This window comes from Serratia sp. GW822-FHT06D09 (assembly GCF_058799515.1).
Window position 1 is genome coordinate 737,192 of record NZ_JBXALO010000002.1, and the last position, 20,071, is coordinate 757,262.

Below are 20,071 nucleotides of genomic sequence, written 5' to 3' on the forward strand. Positions count from 1 at the left end.
TCAGATTCGTGCGTAACCTGAAACGAGTTTCTTAGAAAAAGGTCCTTAGAAATAAAGGACCATGTTTGATATGGTTTTTCTCAGCAAAGAATCAAACGTAAAATGCGCCTTAGTTCGACTAAAGAGGCTTCTGTAGTAGAATACTAAGCTGTTTTTCAAAGTGGTTCCAACTATCGGTCAATCTTTCTTCGCTGCTGGGGAATACTTCACAAAGATGAGAAACTAAATCGTTAACCACTACGTTTTCTCTCATGTTACTGGTCAACAGTTTCCATAGTATTTTCCCATCTGCATCATAGGAATTCAAAGAGGGAGGAATGTTTTTGCTCTTAAATTTTTCGGAGGAAAAATAATCGCCTGCTTTAGCTTCATACTGTGATATTAATTCAGAGATAGATGAGTTAGTAAAATAGTTTAAGTTCTCTAGTGAAGATATGAAATCATAATCGGTGTTAATCACCATTTTATTCCTAACTTCTTTCTCTAAACTAGAAATAGGCAGGAATATAACATCTTGGTAGTAAGGGTAACTATCCTTCACTATATGACAATCAATCTTAGGTATGCTCAAACCGCATTCTTTAACTATATCTTCATTATTTTTTATAAAGTTATGGTAATTGCATCCTCTACATGGAGAGCCATTTTCCTTATGAAATTGAGATTCCATATCCCCATCAAGAACTATAACCATTTTAGTATTATTGAACAGACCATTAATTTTAAATTCATGAGTGAAGCTCAGAACCTCTCTCCACCCACCAAGAGCAGATACATTCACAAGTTTGTTTTTAGATAACTCATTTTTTTTTATGGTTTCTGAAACTATTTTTTTTGCAAGTTCATCTTCAACGCAAACAATATAGTCATATCCTGATGACTCATATATCCCTCTAATTGCATAATGTGGATAACATGGAGTAGTCACACTAAGCTTACCGCTACTCAAATGAGACTCTAACAAGAATATCTGGTCTTGCCTTAGGTTTGATATGATATCTCTGCTATGAGTGGAGAATATTATGCAGATCCCATGCTCTCTAGAGACCTTATTACAAAATTGGATGAACCTCTTTTGAGAGGATGGATGTAACGCAATTTCAACTTCATCAATGATTATCAAGAATGGTTCTTTGTTCGGTTTCTTATCAGTTGTATAGGTTATCCTGTAATAAATATAATCAAGTATTTTTAACAGCAGATATTCGCCAGAACTCATTTTGTATTGAGTTATAAACCCACTATCCTTCTTTAGCAGGAAGGGACGTTCCGTTCTGATTAAAAAGTTTTCAGCTTCTTTTGGCATTTCTTTGGACTGTCGATTCAAGTCAGCCTTTGTAATGGTTTTTAATCCTCTATAGTGATTTTCATTTCCTTTGAGTATTTTCCCTAGGTTTTTAAAAACAAAATCAGGTGCATCATATAAACTTTCTTCTGAAAAAGAAACGTAATGTGAACAGTATTTATTTATTACGTGTAGTGAAGAGTTTACAAATCGACTCCCGTAAATAATCCCTGGTTCATGAAATCCTTTTAGTTGGACTAAATCCCCTTTTTTTACCCATTTCCCGGAATTTTGATTCCATATACATTCCTCATTCCCTAGCTTTATGGAAAGTGAAGATGTTTGCCTTTTTTCGTCGAAAAAAAGTTTATTTATATTTGATTGTTCTACTAGTTGAGATATTGCATTAAGAATCGTAGATTTACCAGATCCGTTACCACCTACAAGGCATATAAGACCCGGTTTTAAATCTATAGATAATGATAATTCATTTATAGCCTTAACATCCTTGATCTTAATTTCTAGCTTTTTGTATATAGACATATCTATTTCTCTTGTAATATGCAGTGCTTTCGACATTTAAAATCACATTATGGTTGTGGTTATACCTCTCAGAGATTTTTATTTTTTCCCTCTACCACTTTTTCATGGGGAAACTCTCTCAATGCATTAATTCTACTAGTGTGAATGTTTTCAATATTCACTTTGTAATAATCATTAGATAAATCTAATGAGTAAATTTCGCCATACCCTTAACCATTCTACTTGCTTTGTTATCTTGAAGCGGAATAGTTAAATAAAGATTGCAAGTATCAGCTATTTGTAGCATGCATATAATCACCATTCATAATCAATTCATTCGTGATGTATCGCGCAGTCAGCGCATTTCCAGTTTTTATCGACCAAAGTATAGTTGTGATTTAAGCTATGGTCACCAAATATTTCCCATCATATATCTGATGGGAAACACTTTTATATCGCATATCTAGATTCTATAACGAAAATAACCTCCAGTACAACTAGCTAGCCTGTCATACAACTTCTGGTTCTGGGCTGGATTGGAGATATGGTTAATCTAGAACACCTTGGCTCAGGACTTTTTCTCAGGTTAGTTACGAAAAACTTCTATAGCGATTTTCTTCGGCTACTGCGCAGGCGGTTTGACGTGCATATCGGCTTGGCATGACCAGGCCGTATTTGAGCGCGTACTCCGCGATGTCGATGGCGCCGTTGTAATCGCCGGCGTCGATGCGCCAGACCATCACATGCATGATGACGTCATCTTGCGCACCCATGCCGGTCTGCAGCACTCCGGCCACCCACGGAGAGTAATGGGGGAGAACCTCGCGCTTAACTTCGGCTTTTTTCTCCTGAGATTGCACCCGCTTCAGTCGTCGGCTGTCCTCTTCAATCTTCAGGAGCATCATTTCATAGCCATTGGCATGGCGGCTTAGAGCGCCGCCCTGGCGGGCGGCCTCTTTTGCTTGCACATAGACCATATGGCGCTGCGCTGGGCTCAGGGCCATCAGTTAGCCCCTTGATTCGCCCGCCGGTGCTTCCGGCGCTGGCGCCGCAAACTTGCCGAGTTTGATGTTTTCGATCAGGCAACCACAGCCATAATCTTCAACAACATAGGCCTCGTTGACCGATTCGAAGTTTTCGATGCGGTCGCGTTTCGGGTTGTCGATAATCAGACGGCGGCGGGTGTCTTCTTGCCAATAGATGGACAGGTTATCCAAGCGAGTGATCAGCATGGCATTGGCCGGGAAAAAGGGCGCGCGAACAGCTTGCAGGCCGCCCATGCGTTTCTGGCTAATAATCAGATCAGCGGCCAGCGCTTCGGTGTTTGGCTGCGACTGGTTCACCAACGGGAAGTATTTATCCGCCAGCAGGCCACGGCCGCAAATCACCACCAGATCGGTATCATCCTGGAACCACGGATCGATCAGGTTGTTCACGGCGTCCATCACGACGGCATCCAGGTTGGCAAAGTCGCCGTTCTCACCCACGCGGATCACGGGCGAAACTACGGCCCCTTCGTCATCCACGATTTTATCCATCACGCGCGCCGGGGCGTCGGTGCGGTATTTCTGCAGCCACCCAATGTTAACGTCCTGCAGTAATGGGTTGGCGGTTCGGTTCGAGGTCTTTTCGCGCTTCAGGCCGTTAAAGCCGATCATGATGCGGTCCAGCGCTTGGCGTAACACGATGGCGTCACGGATGCGTTTCTGGAAATCTTGGAACTTGGCCCACAGGTCCAATTTCCCGTAGGTGATCGAAGTGTCGAAGTTGGTTTGTTCGCACTTATATTCGATGGAGTCCAAGCCGCTTGGATCTGTAGTTTCACGCTCTTTGGTTGAGGTGTCAGTGGTGCTGGCAATCGTTGTGCCCACACCCAGCCCCAAACGTTGACCTGATTGCTCAGTTACCTGGACAATATTGATCATCTGCAGGAATGCGGCGCTTTCCTGGATTTTGTTTTCCAGCTTTTGTGCGATAGAAGGCTCTACCGCAAATTTAGTGCTGAATTCGACGGCTACACCGTTCAACTCACCCAAGGTGGTCAGGTAGGCGTTAAATTTAAATCGCGTTTCATTGCGCATAATCGGTAACTCTCCGTAATCAGTTTTTTATGCCCTATGGGGGTGCCGTGGCCCTGCGTTTAGCAGTCGGTTTTTTCGCCGTTGCTTTCACCGCCGCCGCCAGGTGTTATCGGGCGAAACTTCGGATTGCGGTCCTGCTTGCTCAGGTTGGTCTGCAGGTCGTTAAGTTGCTTGCTCAGTGCGGAGATCTGGGTTTCCAGGGCAGGCACTTTTTCAGCAGTGGTGTTGAGCTTGGAGACGCTATCGCCGAGGCTCTGCACTTCACCGGCGACCAGTTCCACAGCCTGATTCACATCAGAAAAGCGTGCGTCGTCATTGGCGTTACGCTTGGCGAACATCGCTGTGATACGGGACAGCAGGCCGGGCTTTTGGTCTTCCTGCTCCACAAATTCGATCAGGGCTTCTTCTGCTGCAGTGAAGAGGTTGTCTTTATGCTGCTTGCGGTTAGCCAGTGGGTTTGCTGATGCGGACGCACTGAAGGCGAGGTATTCAGTCCCCAGGCTGGCCGGGTCGTCGGTTACGGCCAGGCCGATCAGGTAGGCTTCGCCGGTATCGGCAAATTTCGGGTTTACCTCGATCGAGGTGTAAACCTTTTGCGCTTGCTTAACCATTTCGACCAGGTCTGCTGTTGGTGCGATGTCGCCATATAGCGCCATCTTCCCGGCCAGTGGGCCTTCGGTAATTTCCTCCGCTATCAGGGCGGTTACATCACCGAAACGACGGAAGGAGCTATCGGGGTGATATCCCTTGATGTGTTCCAGATTTACCCGCGCGCCATAAACTGATGGGTTGTAGTTCTTGGCCATCTGCGTCAGCCATTCGCGGCTAATGTTGCGGCCGTCGGTTGTCGCACCCTCTACGGCAATACGAAAACGCTTTGATTTAAGTGTCATTAGTCTGTTCCGGTCAGTGTCGGTAATCGGTCAGGCTTATGGTTGCGGCGAATAGGGAGGGGAGACAACGAAAGGGCATTGTGTGGTGTTTGGCACAATGACCGGGAAGGGATGGCAGAGCGGCCGGTCGGTAGTCTGGCGCCATGACAACGACGACGCTCAACACAGATCTCGATCCCCGCAGACAGGCGATGTTCCTGTACTTTCAGGGGTTACGCATATCCCGCATTGCTGAAATGCTGGGAGAGAAGGCCGCAACAGTACACAGCTGGAAGAAACGCGACAAGTGGGGGAGCATTGGCCCGCTTGAGCAAATGCAACTTACCACAACAGCGCGCTATTGCCAGCTGGTGATGAAGGAGCACAAAGAAGGGAAAGACTTCAAGGAAATCGACCTGATCGCCCGCCAGGGTGAGCGACTTGCTCGGATCGGGAAATTCAATAGCGGCGGCAATGAGGCCGACTTAAACCCGAACGTGGCCAATCGCAACAGCGGCCCGCGCAAGGCGCCTGAGAAGAATGTTTTCAGCGACGAACAGACGGAAAAACTGACTGAAATTTTCCATGATTCTCTGTTCAAATATCAACGCAACTGGTTTGAAGCCGGCGCCAAACACCGTATTCGCAATTTGCTTAAGTCCCGCCAAATAGGCGCGACTTTCTACTTTGCACGCGAAGCCCTGATAGACGCCATCACTACAGGCTGAAACCAAATCTTCCTGTCAGCGAGTAAGGCACAGGCGCACGTTTTCAAGCAGTACATCATCGAGTTTGCCCGCGAGGTGGATGTTGATCTGAAGGGCGACCCGATGACCCTCGGCAACGGTGCGTGCCTCTATTTCCTCGGCACAAATGCCCGCACCGCGCAGAGTTATCACGGCAACCTGTACCTGGATGAGTATTTTTGGATCCCTCGCTTCCAGGAGCTGCGCAAAGTTGCCTCCGGCATGGCACTGCATAAGAAATGGCGCCAGACGTACTTCTCAACACCATCGAGCCTTACCCATAGTGCCTACCCATTCTGGTCCGGCGCCCTGTACAACAAGGGGCGCGCCAAGGCCGATCGGGTTGATATCGATCTCACCCATACAAACCTGGCGCGCGGCGTTCTCTGCCCTGATGGCCAATATCGCCAAATCATTACCGTTGAAGATGCAGTTAACGGCGGATGCAACCTGTTTGACCTGGATCAGCTGCGGCTTGAATACGGCCCAGAGGATTATCAGAACCTGCTGATGTGTGAGTTTATCGACGATATGGCGTCGGTGTTCCCACTCACTGAAATGCAGGGGTGCATGGTCGATAGCTGGGAACAGTGGGACGATTTCGAAGCGCTGGCCATCAGGCCTTTCGGTTATCGGCCGGTGTGGATCGGTTATGACCCGGCCAAAGGCTCCGCGTCGGGTGACAGTGCTGGCTGTGTTGTTGTGGCGCCGCCAATGGCGCCCGGCGGGAAATTCCGCATTTTGGAGCGCCACCAGTGGCGCGGCATGGACTTTGCCGCCCAGGCGAAAAGCATCAAACTATTGACTGAGTGCTACAACGTCCAATACATCGGCATCGACTCCACTGGCGTTGGCCACGGCGTCTATCAGCTTGTGAAGCAGTTCTTCCCCGCGGTGCGGGAGTTTGTCTATCGCCCGGAGGTGAAAAACGCCCTGGTGCTGAAAGCCAAAGACATCATTACACACCGGCGCCTGGAGTATGACGCCGGACACACCGACATCACCCAATCCTTTATGGCTATCCGCAAGGCGATGACCGCCAGCGGTAGCCGGCCAACGTATGAAGCCAGCCGCAGCGAAGAAGCCAGCCATGCCGATCTGGCGTGGGCAACTATGCATGCGCTGTTCAATGAACCGCTTGAAGGCGTCACGGCGGGCAACAGCAACATTGTGGAGATTTTTTAAATGAGCAAGCGTCATAAAAAACGCGCATTACCGCCAGTTCACGCCCATAAACAAGCTGCCGGCGCGGCAGGGGTTGAAGCATTCACCTTTGGCGATCCCGTCCCGGTGCTCGACCGTCGGGAACTGCTTGATTACGTCGAGTGCGTGCGCATGGATAAATGGTATGAGCCGCCGATCAGTTTCGATGGCCTGGCCAGGACGTTCCGCGCCACGGTGCACCATAGTTCGCCGCTATATGTGAAGCGCAATATCTTGACCAGCACATTTAAGCCACATCGCCTGCTGAGTCAGCAGGCCTTCAGCCGTTTCGTGCAGGATTATCTGGTGTTCGGCAACGCCTACCTGGAGTTGCGGACCAACCGCCTCGGCGGCCCGATGGAACTTAGACCCTCCCTGGCGAAATATACGCGCCGGGGCGTGGATCTGGATACCTACTGGTTTGTGCAGTATGGCCTGGGCGTTGACCCTTACCAATTCGACACCGATAGCGTGTTTCATCTTCTGGAACCTGATATCAACCAGGAGATCTACGGCTTGCCAGAATATCTGTCGGCGCTTAACTCGGCATGGCTCAATGAATCTGCCACTCTGTTCCGCCGCAAGTATTACCAGAACGGCAGTCACGCTGGTTTCATCATGTACATGAGCGACGCCGCCGCCAGCCAGACTGACGTGGATAATATCCGCAACGCTATGAAAGGTGCGCGCGGGCCTGGCAACTTCCGCAATCTGTTCATGTATTCGCCGAACGGTAAGAAGGACGGCATTCAGATCATTCCTCTGAGCGAGGTGGCAGCGAAGGATGAGTTCTGGAATATCAAAAACGTCACACGTGATGACCAGCTGCACGCGCACCGCGTACCGCCGCAATTGATGTGCATCGTGCCGGAGAACGCTGGCGGGTTCGGCAACGTCAAGGAGGCGAGCGAGGTGTTTGTTCGCAATGAGTTGATACCGCTGCAGCGGAGGATGCAGGAGTTAAATCACTGGATGGGGGAAGAGGTGATCAGTTTTAATCCATACTATCGTAATAGTGATTAAATTTTTTAGTCCCCACGCATAATTTATGCGTGGGAAAATTTCCTAGTTATTACCTTCCAGTAGTTGGATATATGATGCTATTTTTGTTTTGGTTTTTGCATCTTTGAAAAAACGGTTGAATGAAAAACCCGGGTCATCCTCTTGCTCCTTGATAATTACATCTGAAATGTATTTTACAGCGTTTGGAATAAGCTCAGAGGCTTTCTGATAATCAAGTCGTGGGATTTTTCTAATGTCACATATTTGCCCTACGGCAAAAAGAACGTGATAGGCACCATCTATTAAAAACATTTCTTCAGCTTTAAACTTCTCTTGCTTTCTGATCGCTGACTGAACACGCTTTTTTACTCTTTCTATAGAGTCTAAAATCCTGACAGCTGCCAATAGATCATCAGGTTGTAATTCATCAGTGAATACTTGGTCATAAAGATCTGAGAATATACGACCCCTATCTTTCTTTGCCACCTCTGGTAAATCTAGACTGTATGCTAAGTGGGCCTGACCGGCACTTAGTGCATCAATACGTAAGTTCTTTGGCGAGTCTGCATGTTGCCCATTTTTCCTGTCGTAGAATAGGCCCATACCATCAAAAGCTTCTTCTAATTTTTTCTGTATATCATCATTTGAACGAAGGTCACGTGTTTTTATAGGTGTTTGACTATTCGTCGATTCCGCGATTGCTAAGCTGACTGGCTGTGATTTTGTTTCAATGATACGAACCAAGATAAGCACATCATCAAGCTTGTCTACGGCAATTTGACTAGCTTCAAACAGCGCATTAGAGGTTTGACCTCCATTAACAATTTGAATGTTTTTAATCTCAACTATTGGCGCTCGCTTCCCTTTTAAATATGAAAAAGAATCACATGTTATGGTGATTCCATTGTTAAGATACCAAAATAATGGGCTGTCATCTGAAGTTGCTGCCTCAATTATTTTTCTGTTTATTTTATTTGTTCTGCTTAAATAAACTCTAACATTATCGTTAAATATTTCTTCTCTTACTTTTTTGGGGTTTTCTGGAGAGGATATTAATCTTATAATTTCATTTGCTTCGACTGTGCATATTAATCCTCGTATGCTTCCATCTGTCCGATCAAAATAATCCTTGTCGATTACTTGTATTTGATCGTTGATCGCTACGTGTTTTTTATCAACAAAGTAATCAACAATTGAGTCTAGGCTATGATGATGGATATTGAAATATTTATATTTACCCAATGCATTATCTGCTCTTTCTTTTTCATCCGCTTGCATAGGTAGAGTATTACTGCAAAAGTGAACTTCTATTGATGGGTTTGGTTTATTTATTGCAGGCCAAATTTCCTTTACTTTATTCCAAAGTATTGGATTGCATGTTTTTTCTAGTGATTTATTTAAATCTAATAGGTCATCAAAAAATGAGGCCAGTTTATCTATTTCTGAACTTGGGAAGTTTTTTTTTGTATTTTCAAAGTTGTCTACATATTTGAACTGGAAAACATGAATAGAATTGCGCCCATCTCTATCATCAACAAATATGGCATCCACCCCACGATCTTTTGAACCGTCCGTTATGGAGTCCTCAGCTTCTTCGTCAGATACATTTAGCAGGGTAGCGACCATAAGAATAGGGAACGCTTTTTGACGCGTGTCAATACCATTTTCTATATCGAGATAAGATTTAACCTTATGGTCTAAGGTACTCCAATCTATTAAATTCGCCATAAATCCTCTTAAATTTAGTAAATTTATTAGTCGTCAATCATCAATAGCGGGATAAGTATTTTTCTAAATGTAATTTAACAACAATAACGTGATCGGATCAATGTTGAGTTTTGGCGCGCAATCGTAGCCCCGCCACGCCTGCCCGCTTTTTGTATGGGTTTTCATGCAGTAGCCCGAAAAGCAGAAGGGCGCGCCATTACTGGTGCGCCCGGCCGTTTTAGATCCTTTTTTGATCGTGCGGATTCATGCAGCATAGACATGCACAAGCCCTGACAGGTGAATCACTGGTTCATATTGTATTTGTAGTAGGTATTAAGCCCATAATCGCCTTCAACCTGGAGGTGCCAAGTAGGTTGATAAAACTTTATGTATTCGTTCGCCTGGCCCGGTGACCAATCAAAGCCGACTCCTTGCAACTTCCTCAAAAAATCTGCAACCGTAATAATCCATCTGCCGGTTGGTTCTCTTTTTCTGGCCAGTTCAAAAGCCAAAGCCTCGTTGCCGCGCCGCGCCATAATTTAGCCCTCGTCTGCGTTGTAAAAAATTCCGTCGTAGTCTTTTTCTGGTAGAACCTCGCTGGACAGATCGATGATCATGCCCAAGGCAAGTTTTAAATCAGAAGCATGCCGCGGGGCTATAAGGGCAAGCTCTGCAATAAACCGAACGCGCGTCAAAGTTTGTTTTTGTTTTTCAAGTGATTCCATCACTACCTCCAGATGGTACTGTATGCATGTACAGTATTATATTGAGCGCTTTCCGAAACCTCGTCAAGACTCTATGTTAATGAATTTATTTCATTCGCATGCATTTCAGTCGGTTAGATGCTTTGTTCTACTGTGCGGCGCCAAAAAAAACCCGCTGAAGCGGGTTTGTGTTACTTAGGATTGTTCACTAGCTACTACGTAAACATCTGCATTTGTTCATTTTTAAGCAAGATGATTTTTTCTCTGAGCTTTATTTTTTCGTCGGCTTTTTGTACTGCTCCAGGGGACATGTGCTCAAGTAATTCGTCAAGATGCTCTGGTGACTTAATTACAATGAACTTCTTGATCTTATTGACGAAAACCACGCAACTTTTTTTACGTTTAAGTAATTCAAGAACATTACTTAACGTCCCCGTGCTTTTAGCATCCCAGATCATCAAGCCAAAATCAGCCTCTTCGGCCATCTTAATATCTTTGGCCGTGAAAAAAGCTCGAGTACCTGAGGCATGATGTGTTTTCACAACATGAACTGGCCATAAGCCTAGGTTGTTACGTGGTGACTCAGAGCTGCTGAAAACGGTGACTTGTTTGCTACCTAAGGTAACCAGTACGTCCTGAACAGATGAGTCCACGCCGTTAGCGTCACCGACAACCACGTGAAAGTCGGAATCTACGATTTTTTTTAAACGCTCTACTATGAGAGCATCGAGATTCTTAATGGTGATTGAGCCAGCAACAAATACCGTAGTCATGACTATCTCCAAGTTAAAGCGGCAACATATATATTAGCTACCTTATTATAACGTCTTAACGCCTCACATGCAGCTTCCATTGTTGCACCAGTATGAAAGAGATCATCGACTATAAGAACATTCCAAGGACCAACGCCATCAATGATATCATTAATGGAAAACGAATCGCCAATAGCTTCAATCTTCTCTTCTTTTGTACTAAGGTTCTTGAGAGATACTCCTCCTGGGGCTTTAACCAAGAGGTTATCAATACATGGCTTGCCGATCAGTTCCGCCAAATTATGTGCGATTTCGGTTACCGGTTGTCGTTGACGAACCTTAGAAGCCGGCATCGGTAAGATAAAACCTATATTGTTGAAAAGAGGTACTGCACTATCAGCAAGGCATTGAGCCAATGGTTGAACCTTTGTCCAATCGTCGCGGTATTTCAACTGAAATAATGCCTCACCGACCTCTGTCCGCTCAGTATCGAAGCGCATATGTCCCCATTCATCCTCACCAATAGGAACACTTCGGACGCTATGTTTATCCATAGCAAATCCCAAGTTCCAGTTCCCGTAAATCTGCTTTATGTTGACATTCATAAGTAATCCATCGCTGTGTATTTAAATAAGGAAACAACAAATTACATCAATTGGACTAAATCTAAAATTAGCAGTCTAATTCTTTAAATATTAGAATATTTACATATGTCAATATATGAATCATTATCTTTGTCGGCCATAAAGCCGGCCATCCGCCCCGGCCCGGAAGTAAAACGCGCCGATCTTCACTGTTCCGCCAAGCAAAAGACGATCAATTTCTTCAATGGCTGGAGCCTGTCTGCCAGCTGCACCCAGCTCCTGCGCTATTTTTTCTCGCTGCTTATTGGCTTCTTTTTCCATCTGTTTCAGGAAAAAATCTCGATCTCCGACTTGCCCGGTCACTTTTTGGCGCAACCTATTAAAACGCTGCATCAGGGCACCTACCCGAACCGGGGGACGCGCCGTAAATACATCACCACTGGTGTTGCCGTAGTAGTGATTACCGGCAATTTTCATCGTCATGCCTTTGGCCAACAGTTGGCACTCAGAATCGCTGATCTGAATGCCGGCAATTTCTTCCACCCGGTCCCGGATTTTCTCCATAGCGCCAGCTGCGCCGGTTGGAACATTGGCGCCCTGTAGTCTGCTTATTCTTGTTTTTGGGTTTCCGTCCCTGATTCTTGCCAGCACCTTCCGTCGTTCCTTGGCAGATAACTTGCTAAAATCGACATCACAGTTGGCATAGTCGGCATCACCTATATCCGGTGGGGCCATACTCCCACCAGGATCCCCCGTACAGTTATTGACAGAACTCCGAGAGGGCGCAGGCGCGCCCTGAAGGTCAACCCCCAAAACCGGCGCTTTCTTCGGCATAATTTTCCATTGAATTACGCGGGTGATGATTGGCACGTCCTGGCCAACTGGCGGGGAGAAAACACCACGTACGCGGATCACGTCTTCGCCGTATCCGTTGGTTTCCTCCGCGGCCTCGTAATAGGTACGGACAACCAGATCATCGCGCTTAACAAACGGCCCTCCCTGGGCGTTGATATATTCCGCCCAATTGCCGACGTCGGCGGCGTCGTGGACAGCGGCAAACTCTACGCTAAGCCCAATTGCGGCCTCATGGTCGGCCATCCGGCGCAACTCGCGGTATACGGTTACCGGAGCGCCGCCAATGAATTGAAACTGACGAACACGCCAGCGCGCGGCCCAGGCGGACACGGCGGCGGCGGTTTCCTTGAGCGGCTTCCCGCTTTCGTCGTCCAGTTCTCCATCCAACTGATAGCCGTCGATGTTTTTGCTGATGTACTTCGCAACGTAGCCGGTAGCGCTGCCCTGGTCAGGATCGATCTCTTCAGCATGGAAGCGTGCCTTGCGTGCCTTGGCAGAACTCAATTCCCGAGCATCTTCCTGCCTGGCGTAATCGCGCATGATTTCACGTACCTGGCCAACATCTTCAGGCTGCATAAAAATCAGCATGTGCCAGTGTGGCGTGCCGTCGTGGTGAGGCTCGGCAACCCTGATCCCGAAAATGCGTAAATCTTCGCGGTGGAGTTTCGCGCGAATCTTTGACCAGACCGACCTCAGATAACCCTGCGTCTCGGCCGGGCTGGCGCCGTTCCATTTTCGATTACGATGGCCGTGTTTGTTGGTGGCATGAAATTTTGACGGGGCCGTTATGGTGTAGAACTCGCCGATGTAGCCCAGATCGTTACAGATGTTCTCGAAGCCGCGGATACGCACCATCAATTCACTGCGGCGGATCGCGGGATTAGCAACGCTGCCATCATATTTATCGATCAGGCTTATACGGTTGCCGGCTTCGTCTTCGAGCTCCATCCCCTTTAAAAACTCGCGGGTTCGTCGCTTTTGCTCGCGCCACTCGGTGATCGCCGTTTTGCTGGCGTATGGATTGGCTTTTTTGCTGACATTGGCCAGCGCAATATTCAAGTGCTCGCGCCATTCTGCAGAGGTACGGCGTAGACGGTTGAGCCACCATTGCGGCGACAACATCCGGGATACGGCAGGGCCGGCATCCTCATCGCTGAAAAAGCGTTTATTCAGCTTTTCCCACAGCGGCGGCAATTGGCGAAAGTCGCGAGTGATGATCCCCGCGCGGCGGTAAAGCAACCACATTGCCTTCAAGTCACTGCAGCCGGAACATTGCTCTGCGACCAGGTCCAGCTCTTGCGCTATAAATGCGGCAATATCCTCGGCAAGCGCCTCAACATCACTGCGGGACATATCAGCAAGGTGATTAAACCGAGCCATGTACCTGGCGTTGTCAGCCGTCATTTTTGATATCCGGTACTGCTTATTGACCAGTTCCAAGCGTGGTAATGCGCGCTTAACAAAATTAAGCGTCAAGTACGCATGTGCTCGCTGGATCCCCTGAGATTGCTCAAGTTTGAAGAAGTGGGAGTTAACCTGGCGCTTTACCAGGTCAGGTTGGCTGTTCAGGTGTTCAAAGGCGGCGGCGAGATCGGCATTAATGCGATCCCGCTTTTTCTGTTCTTCCGCGCTGACGAATGGCGAGCCGACACCTTTTCTCGGTGCGTTCCATGAATATGCCCATTCAAAAGCAGGCTCGCCGCTGCCCGAAAAGGGCGGCGGCGGGGTGGGGGCTTGGCGGCCACTGGAATTTTTAGCCATGCGCGGTGGCCTGATACTTTATCAACGCTGTAAAATTATCCATAATCATGCCGTTACACACGCATGCAAAAGGAATGAATAAAATGCTTAATGACGTAGAAAAGCTGAGCGTTGAAGAGGTCGATGCAAAGCTGAAAACTTTGGAGTTAGTCGTTGCTGCGCAAGGTGCAATGATTACTGCGTTATTGAAAGAATTAACGTCAAAATCCCCATCCTCATTAGCAGTAATAACAGATATTGTGCGAACCGAAATTGCTCGTTTTACTGAGCCTGAAAGTGATGAGCGGGCAGTGGTCCACCAATCTGCTAAGAAGGTGTTTGATAGCGCATTTGAAACTTCGCAAACTCTTAATTTGATCAAAGCTTCTTCCTCACACTGATTGTTTCACCCGGGCCGATCATCTTCGTAATCTCTACGAGGTTTTCAGCTCGGTACTGCTTACCGTTTTGCATCATCACGAAATGCTGGCCCTCATTAGTTGTTGAGGGGTGGAAGTAAGCGACGTCTTTATGTGAAATAACGTATTCACGGCCATTACAACTGAATGTAAAAACGCTACTAGGCTTGATTGTTGTTACATTGTTCACGCCGTAATCCCTCCCATCGTTGCGATGATTTCGCCGACACGCCCGCGCCCATCACTTTTGCAACTCACGGAACGCGGGGCGGTGATGTGGTGGATCTCAAACTCGTCATAACACTGCAGCGCTTCGGCGACATCGCTGTTTGAGGCCACAACGTGACAACCGCGCGCGGCGGCGGCACGCAGCGAGTACATCAGGTTGTACTGATGCAGTTCGCCAAAGCCTTCAGTGTGGTAATCGGTAAAGCCGGTTGTCTTCGTCTTAGGCATGTATGGCGGATCGCAGTAAATGACATCGCCGGGCGCTGCCATTTCAATGCTTTCGGTGAAGTCACAGCATAGGAAAACGGCGTTTTTCGCTTTCTCGGCGAAGGCGTAAATCTCTTTCTCTGGGAAATAGGGATCAACAACCTTGCCGTAAGGGATATTGAACTCCCCGCGGCGGTTGTAGCGACACATGCCGTTGTAGCCGTGGCGGTTCAAGTAGAGGAACTTCGCCGCGCGCATGATATTGCTGACTTCGATGCGGAGGTTGAAGCTGGCACGGACCGCTAAATATCCTTCCTGGCCCTTGTGATTGGCAAACATCAACTGGCCAAGCACGATCAATTCTTCCGGGTGCTCTTTGGCCACGTTGTGGAAGTTGATCAGGTCGCCATTGATGTCGGCCAGCAGGTAGGAATCGAAGTCGGTGTTCAGGAAAACGGTAGCGGAACCCACAAATGGCTCCACCAGGCGGCGGCCTGGTGCGGTTGGCAGGTGTTGGCACAGGGTGTCCATAATGCGGCGCTTTCCGCCCACCCATTTCAACGCGGAATTCAGCATAACTACCCCCGGTAGTGGCGTGATTTTGTTTCGTGAAGTTCCTGGCAGCTGGCGCAACGGGCTGCACCAGGAACGGCAAGGCGGCGTGCCTCTGGGATCTGCGCGTCGCACTCTTCACAGAGAAAGGCGGAAGGGGCGGCCGGTTTCCGGCGCGCCTGTTCGATTTGAGCGTTCAGGATCAGCTGCTGGCGTTCCTGTTCGATGTCCATTGCGTCGGCCATTAGTGCAGCTCCATCGCCTGGTTTTGGATGAATTCGGCTTCGTGGCGCAGCAGCTCTACGGCATCGCGAAGGCTCAAATCCTTGGCGATGATGGAGTTGGCCAGATTTTCCAGCTTGGTGGACATCACCGAGGCCTGGTTCTTACGCTCATCCATGCGTGCGCGCTTCAGCATTTCTTCCAACTGGTAGGCGGTCTGATGTACAACTGAAACATCGTTGCCGGCGGCTGGATCGATACCAATGGTGATTGGCAGTTTTTGTATATTTCTCATTGTGGTTTTCCTTTCTTCAGGTAATAAAAAGCCCGGCGGGTTTACGCCAATTAATTTCTGGTCAGGTTAAAAAGTTATTTCTCTCGGCATGCTTAAATGCTTCGGGAATAAACTCACGACTGCGCGGAATTTATTCATTGCATCGACCAATGCTTTTTTCTCCTCACTCGTCAGTTCATTGAAATCCAGCCCGTGGCGCTCTTTCTTAATACCAGCTAAAAAGAAAATGGCGCTCAGAGCCCGGATGTTGCCTTTGTTTCGTGGATCGCTTTCGTCGCGCACGTCTGCCAAAAATCGATTTATTTCAGCGGTGCTGTCGCACTTGAAAACATCCCGGCGCAATTCGGCGATGTGCTGTAAACCGTCGGCCCGCTGGCCCGGTGTCAGCGGCACAGCGCGCGCAGTTTCAGTAAAAGCCATATCATGATTTACTCGTGATTGCTTTGTGACCAGCTTCATAAAGACACTCAGCCAGTACATCTGCCAACACAGATGTATCAGCATTGGCCAGAATTTTGCGCCACTGAGCCTTCGCTCTTACACTGTCCATGCACAACCCAAGTTGCATCTCAACGGTCATGCGGAATAACCTATACAAAGCGTCGTATTCATCTTTTTTTTCAGCAAGAGTAGGTGTGGTCATGTCCAAAAGCTCCAATATTGATTTGTTTAATGAAATAACAGGTAAGACATTGGCTTTTCTCTATGAGAATTTCCCACTTGAAAAGACCATTCGTATAAAAAATCTTATTGATGATGCCCCCATTGATGTGACGCTGGAAAACGGTGCCACAGTGCCAAGCAAAGAATGTGAAATCGCATTTGCAACAATAAAATGGCTTGTCGAAGCCGGATATATTTCTGCTAAAGGTCATCCATATGCTTCGTTTAGCGATGCAGTACTTACGGCAAAAGGCCTAGAGTTACTGAAATTGACGCCTGATTCATTGACGGAATCCTTCGGTGATACTCTTTTGGCAGCGAGTAAAGGAGCAGTGACTGAAGGCACTAAAGACGTCATTGGGCAAGTCACTTCCAAAGCACTAACCGCAGGTTTAAGTATCTTGTGGCAAGGCATTTCAACGCTTGGATCCTAAAAAATGCAAATACCTCTGATTTACGGCTCGCAACCTTTTCCTCTTGTTTTATCTCTAGTCGGCACTGCACTGGGTGCCAGCGTTGACCGTTCTTGAGTTCTAACCAACCGTGGCCAAAGTGGCGGAATTGACTTTGCTGCTTGAGCAGGGGAGCAATAGAAATTGGCATCATGTCCACCTCAGCTCATGCCCAGTGACGCGCCAACGGCGGTGATGGCATCAACGGTTGAGGCCATTGTCGGGTTGGCATGGATGCGGGACTGAATGGCAAGTCCTGCCAGCGTCATGTAACGAATGCCGGCATTAACGCTTTCGCGTATCGCACCGCGGCGCGCGGAGGTCATGGCGCCATCTGCAACGGCCTCGGCCGCGACCTTGCCGATTTCGGAGGTGGCATTCAGCACATACGCCGCGACTTTGCCGCTGGATAGCTCATTGATCGGTACGCACGGCTGGCAGTGCAGCTGCGCCAGCATCCCATCGATCAGCGTCGGGTCTTCGGTGAGGTCGGTCAGCGTCAGCAATTCCTCAACCGTCAGGCGGTGCGGCTGGTCTGGATTCAACTTGTTACGCAGCACCTGCGCCGACATGCCAGCATCAGCGCTCAGCTGCTTGATGTTGTGCTTTGTCGCGAATCGGCGGCAGGCTTCTTCGTAGTGCGCCTGTTTAGAGACTTGATAATCAAACATGGTTTAACCCTTCAAAATTCGAATAATCGAATTAACCGCGGATGTAACGGCATTTGATCGCAACCTGGCGGTTTTTCTCGCGCCACGCTTCGAGGTTGATCAGGGCGTTACCGTGTTTGGTCATCGTGACCTCTTCGATCACGCCGGTCTTCCGGTTCTTTCGGTTTTGTTTCACGGTAGTGGTAGGGGTTGGCGCCAGCAGCACAACGCCGTTTGCGATCCATTTCTCCAGCACGGATGCGCTGATGCCGTTAACGGCAATGAAGTCCTCTTTGGACATGGTCGGGGAGGTGTGCATAGCAACTGCGCGCTGCACTGCTTCCAAAATGGCGCCGTTCAGACCGGGCAGAAGCATATTTGCAATCTGCACAGGTGAAAAAGGCGTGGCAGGGGCGGCCTGGGGGTTTGCAATATCATGAGACATAAAGCAATATCTCCGGTTAGTGGCTTGTGTTCTACGGTGTTACATGTGGTGTGTATCTATCGTAGATCCGTTTTTTGTATCTGTAAATACGAAAATCGAATTTAAGGTTATCTTGATGCGTATAGAAAACGCCGTGGCGTCAGAGGTTTTAGAAAGAATCCTTTCTTCTTATGGGTTTAGCATGCAGAAAGAGCTTGCTGAAAAACTGGAGATTTCCAGTAGTAACGTAGGCGGGTGGCTTTTGCGCGGGCAGGTTCCGGGCACGGTAATTGTGCGATGCGCCTTGGATACTGGCGCTGATGTTACTTGGTTAGTAACCGGGAAATTTGCAAATTCGAATATTGAAGTTGGCAAATCCACACTTCGTGGCAAAGCCTTATATGAAAAAGTCCAAGCTGCAGGGGGAAAACCTGTGCTGCGAAGGATGCTAGATGCGTACGGGTTTCGAACTCAAAAAGAGCTCGGTGATTTTTTGGACATTTCAACTGCAACAATCAGTACTTGGGTTAGGCGTGAATATTTTCCCGGCGATGCAGTTGTTGCGTGCGCGTTAGATACCGGCGTGTCGTTATTATGGTTGGCTACAGGGCAAGGTAATCCTGGCAATCCAGACGCTGTATCTTATGAAAGTGCCTATGCTTCTATTCCCCGAATGTCTATTGCCTCTGGTTTGTTAGTAGAAATCGGTTCTTGGGTATGTGATCCGTCCTTTATCCCTGACAGTGCGGACATGATACGGTTGGTTGAACGTTCTAACGAGTCTTGGCTGGTTGATTTTGGGAAAAACACCATAGGTAACGGTAGCTGGTTGCTTAGTATAGATGGGGTACATGATATTTACTTAATTTCTCGTATACCTGGTAATAGGATAAAAGTTACAGGTCTATCATCAAATTTTGAATGTTCTGTTGATGACGTTAAGTGTATTGGTGAAGTAAGAAAAACAATTATAGCAAGCTAACATATTTCTGGAGGAAACATGGAAAATTCTAACAGCTATAATTATTCAAGAAATAGAGAAAAGTTATTGATAAATTTGATCAACATAATTGAGGGGCTTACTTGCGATAGCAAAATTGATGAACAAGAACTGCTCTATTTAGATACGTGGCTATTAGAATCAGAAATAATTAAAGATAATTATTTTTCTAAATTGATTAGAGAAAAAATAGCACGTATCCTTGATGATGGAATAATAGAGAAATCTGAACTTGATAAGTTCAAAAGTGATTTGATTGAAATCCAAACAAAAATGCTAGATATTCCAGACATTGATCTTTATTCAATAGAGTCAGATAAACACCTTCTAGAGGGATTGTGTAAAGGTGTTGTCGCCAATCAATCATTAAATGATGCAGAGATAGGCTATCTTAATTGGTTTCTTACCTCTAATGGCGCTTTGAAAAGTAATTATCCGGGAAAATATTTATACAAGCTAGTTAAAGATATACTCGATGATGGAGTAATCACTGAAGAAGAACGATTGCAGCTTATGCAGGCTTTATCTTCTTTTGCTGGAGTTGAAATGAGTTCAGGTATTGTTGACGGTAATGCGACACGATTGCCAGTTCAGCATATCGATTCTTTAGAGCTTAAAGGAGCAACTATTTGTTTTACCGGTAGATTTCTTTGCGGCAGTAGGGATGAATGCAAGTCTGCTATTGAAAGTGCAGGTGGTATAGTTGTCGAGCGAGTTACTCAAAATTTAGATTACTTGATCATTGGTGCTCTAAGCTCGAAAGACTGGCGATACAAAAGTTATGGAAGAAAAATTGAGTTAGCAGTTGATTATCGAGATAATAGAAATTCGCCAATAAAAATAATAAGTGAGGAAGTTTGGAAATATTTTTACATGTAGAAATGCGGCGATAGTTTCTACTATCGC

Annotated in this window: 23 protein-coding genes and 1 pseudogene; 6 read left to right on the forward strand and 18 right to left on the reverse strand. The window is 47.2% G+C overall.

Features of this window, described 5'->3' with window-relative positions; translation table 11 throughout:
• Positions 1–118: 118 nt before the first annotated feature.
• From AC1RKG_RS07265 to AC1RKG_RS07280, 4 genes are all read right to left on the reverse strand, one after another.
• On the reverse strand, positions 119–1,864 hold the full coding sequence (locus tag AC1RKG_RS07265) for an AAA family ATPase (protein ID WP_493182500.1): 1,746 nt from the start codon (positions 1,862–1,864) through the stop codon (positions 119–121).
• A 533-nt stretch (positions 1,865–2,397) separates the two neighbouring features.
• Positions 2,398–2,811 carry a phage terminase small subunit gene (gene gpM, locus AC1RKG_RS07270; RefSeq protein ID WP_493182501.1) on the reverse strand — a complete coding sequence of 138 codons (414 nt, stop codon included), beginning with the start codon at positions 2,809–2,811 and terminating at the stop codon, positions 2,398–2,400.
• A 3-nt stretch (positions 2,812–2,814) separates the two neighbouring features.
• On the reverse strand, positions 2,815–3,888 hold the full coding sequence (locus tag AC1RKG_RS07275; RefSeq protein WP_493182503.1) for a phage major capsid protein, P2 family: 1,074 nt from the start codon (positions 3,886–3,888) through the stop codon (positions 2,815–2,817).
• Positions 3,889–3,947: 59 nt separating this feature from the next.
• Positions 3,948–4,781, reverse strand: coding sequence for a GPO family capsid scaffolding protein (locus tag AC1RKG_RS07280; RefSeq protein WP_493182505.1), 834 nt, complete (start codon positions 4,779–4,781; stop codon positions 3,948–3,950).
• Positions 4,782–4,924: 143 nt separating this feature from the next.
• Between AC1RKG_RS07280 and AC1RKG_RS07285 the strand changes: the two are divergent.
• Together AC1RKG_RS07285 and AC1RKG_RS07290 are read left to right on the forward strand one after the other, a co-directional pair.
• A pseudogene (locus tag AC1RKG_RS07285) lies at positions 4,925–6,691 on the forward strand (terminase ATPase subunit family protein).
• Positions 6,692–7,732 (forward strand): phage portal protein, encoded by a 1,041-nt coding sequence (locus AC1RKG_RS07290; protein WP_493182507.1) that lies wholly within the window; start codon positions 6,692–6,694, stop codon positions 7,730–7,732.
• A gap of 42 nt (positions 7,733–7,774) precedes the next feature.
• Here AC1RKG_RS07290 and AC1RKG_RS07295 read toward each other — a convergent pair whose 3' ends face one another.
• The 6 genes from AC1RKG_RS07295 to AC1RKG_RS07320 all read right to left on the reverse strand — a co-directional run bounded on the left by AC1RKG_RS07295 (position 7,775) and on the right by AC1RKG_RS07320 (position 14,074).
• Positions 7,775–9,439 (reverse strand): AIPR family protein, encoded by a 1,665-nt coding sequence (locus AC1RKG_RS07295; RefSeq protein WP_493182509.1) that lies wholly within the window; start codon positions 9,437–9,439, stop codon positions 7,775–7,777.
• A 281-nt stretch (positions 9,440–9,720) separates the two neighbouring features.
• Complete coding sequence (locus tag AC1RKG_RS07300) at positions 9,721–9,954, reverse strand: hypothetical protein (protein ID WP_493182510.1); 234 nt, start codon at positions 9,952–9,954, stop codon at positions 9,721–9,723.
• Between the two features lie 3 nt (positions 9,955–9,957).
• Complete coding sequence (locus tag AC1RKG_RS07305) at positions 9,958–10,143, reverse strand: hypothetical protein (RefSeq protein WP_046373869.1); 186 nt, start codon at positions 10,141–10,143, stop codon at positions 9,958–9,960.
• Between the two features lie 194 nt (positions 10,144–10,337).
• Positions 10,338–10,895 carry a hypothetical protein gene (locus AC1RKG_RS07310; RefSeq protein WP_493182511.1) on the reverse strand — a complete coding sequence of 186 codons (558 nt, stop codon included), beginning with the start codon at positions 10,893–10,895 and terminating at the stop codon, positions 10,338–10,340.
• Positions 10,896–10,897: 2 nt separating this feature from the next.
• On the reverse strand, positions 10,898–11,479 hold the full coding sequence (locus tag AC1RKG_RS07315; RefSeq protein WP_493182513.1) for a ComF family protein: 582 nt from the start codon (positions 11,477–11,479) through the stop codon (positions 10,898–10,900).
• 123 nt (positions 11,480–11,602) lie between these two features.
• On the reverse strand, positions 11,603–14,074 hold the full coding sequence (locus AC1RKG_RS07320) for a replication endonuclease (RefSeq protein ID WP_493182514.1): 2,472 nt from the start codon (positions 14,072–14,074) through the stop codon (positions 11,603–11,605).
• Between the two features lie 83 nt (positions 14,075–14,157).
• Here AC1RKG_RS07320 and AC1RKG_RS07325 point away from each other — a divergent pair, with 83 nt between their 5' ends.
• The gene (locus AC1RKG_RS07325; RefSeq protein WP_149572974.1) at positions 14,158–14,454 is read left to right on the forward strand and encodes a hypothetical protein; all 297 of its coding nucleotides are present in this window, start codon (positions 14,158–14,160) and stop codon (positions 14,452–14,454) included.
• 204 nt (positions 14,455–14,658) lie between these two features.
• Here the strand turns inward: AC1RKG_RS07325 and AC1RKG_RS07330 are convergent, their stop codons facing one another.
• The 5 genes from AC1RKG_RS07330 to AC1RKG_RS07350 form a co-directional block, all read right to left on the reverse strand.
• Entirely contained in the window at positions 14,659–15,483 is an 825-nt protein-coding gene (locus tag AC1RKG_RS07330) for a DNA adenine methylase (protein WP_493182516.1), read from the reverse strand.
• Positions 15,484–15,485: 2 nt separating this feature from the next.
• Entirely contained in the window at positions 15,486–15,704 is a 219-nt protein-coding gene (locus AC1RKG_RS07335; RefSeq protein WP_493182518.1) for a TraR/DksA family transcriptional regulator, read from the reverse strand.
• Entirely contained in the window at positions 15,704–15,976 is a 273-nt protein-coding gene (locus AC1RKG_RS07340; RefSeq protein ID WP_048760566.1) for a DUF2732 family protein, read from the reverse strand. Before AC1RKG_RS07340 ends, AC1RKG_RS07335 begins: the two co-directional genes overlap by 1 nt.
• A gap of 66 nt (positions 15,977–16,042) precedes the next feature.
• On the reverse strand, positions 16,043–16,396 hold the full coding sequence (locus tag AC1RKG_RS07345) for a DUF5347 family protein (protein ID WP_046373864.1): 354 nt from the start codon (positions 16,394–16,396) through the stop codon (positions 16,043–16,045).
• A gap of 1 nt (position 16,397) precedes the next feature.
• Complete coding sequence (locus tag AC1RKG_RS07350) at positions 16,398–16,619, reverse strand: hypothetical protein (RefSeq protein ID WP_046373863.1); 222 nt, start codon at positions 16,617–16,619, stop codon at positions 16,398–16,400.
• On the opposite strand from AC1RKG_RS07350, the gene AC1RKG_RS07355 reads away from it, so the two are divergent.
• On the forward strand, positions 16,618–17,073 hold the full coding sequence (locus AC1RKG_RS07355) for a hypothetical protein (protein ID WP_046373862.1): 456 nt from the start codon (positions 16,618–16,620) through the stop codon (positions 17,071–17,073). The genes AC1RKG_RS07350 and AC1RKG_RS07355 overlap by 2 nt on opposite strands.
• Here AC1RKG_RS07355 and AC1RKG_RS07360 read toward each other — a convergent pair.
• From AC1RKG_RS07360 to AC1RKG_RS07370, 3 genes are read right to left on the reverse strand one after another with little or no spacing between them, the layout of a single operon-like run.
• The gene (locus AC1RKG_RS07360) at positions 17,006–17,245 is read right to left on the reverse strand and encodes a phage filamentation protein Fil family protein (RefSeq protein WP_414711853.1); all 240 of its coding nucleotides are present in this window, start codon (positions 17,243–17,245) and stop codon (positions 17,006–17,008) included. The two genes, AC1RKG_RS07355 and AC1RKG_RS07360, sit on opposite strands and share 68 nt — an antisense overlap.
• A 7-nt stretch (positions 17,246–17,252) precedes the next feature.
• Positions 17,253–17,762, reverse strand: a complete 510-nt coding sequence (locus tag AC1RKG_RS07365; RefSeq protein WP_048760568.1) for a phage regulatory CII family protein — start codon at positions 17,760–17,762, stop codon at positions 17,253–17,255.
• Between the two features lie 31 nt (positions 17,763–17,793).
• Positions 17,794–18,186 carry a hypothetical protein gene (locus AC1RKG_RS07370; RefSeq protein ID WP_493182520.1) on the reverse strand — a complete coding sequence of 131 codons (393 nt, stop codon included), beginning with the start codon at positions 18,184–18,186 and terminating at the stop codon, positions 17,794–17,796.
• Between the two features lie 115 nt (positions 18,187–18,301).
• Here AC1RKG_RS07370 and AC1RKG_RS07375 point away from each other — a divergent pair, with 115 nt between their 5' ends.
• Positions 18,302–19,147 (forward strand): phage repressor protein CI, encoded by an 846-nt coding sequence (locus AC1RKG_RS07375; RefSeq protein WP_493182522.1) that lies wholly within the window; start codon positions 18,302–18,304, stop codon positions 19,145–19,147.
• A gap of 18 nt (positions 19,148–19,165) precedes the next feature.
• Complete coding sequence (locus AC1RKG_RS07380) at positions 19,166–20,044, forward strand: BRCT domain-containing protein (RefSeq protein WP_493182524.1); 879 nt, start codon at positions 19,166–19,168, stop codon at positions 20,042–20,044.
• Positions 20,045–20,071: the final 27 nt, after the last annotated feature.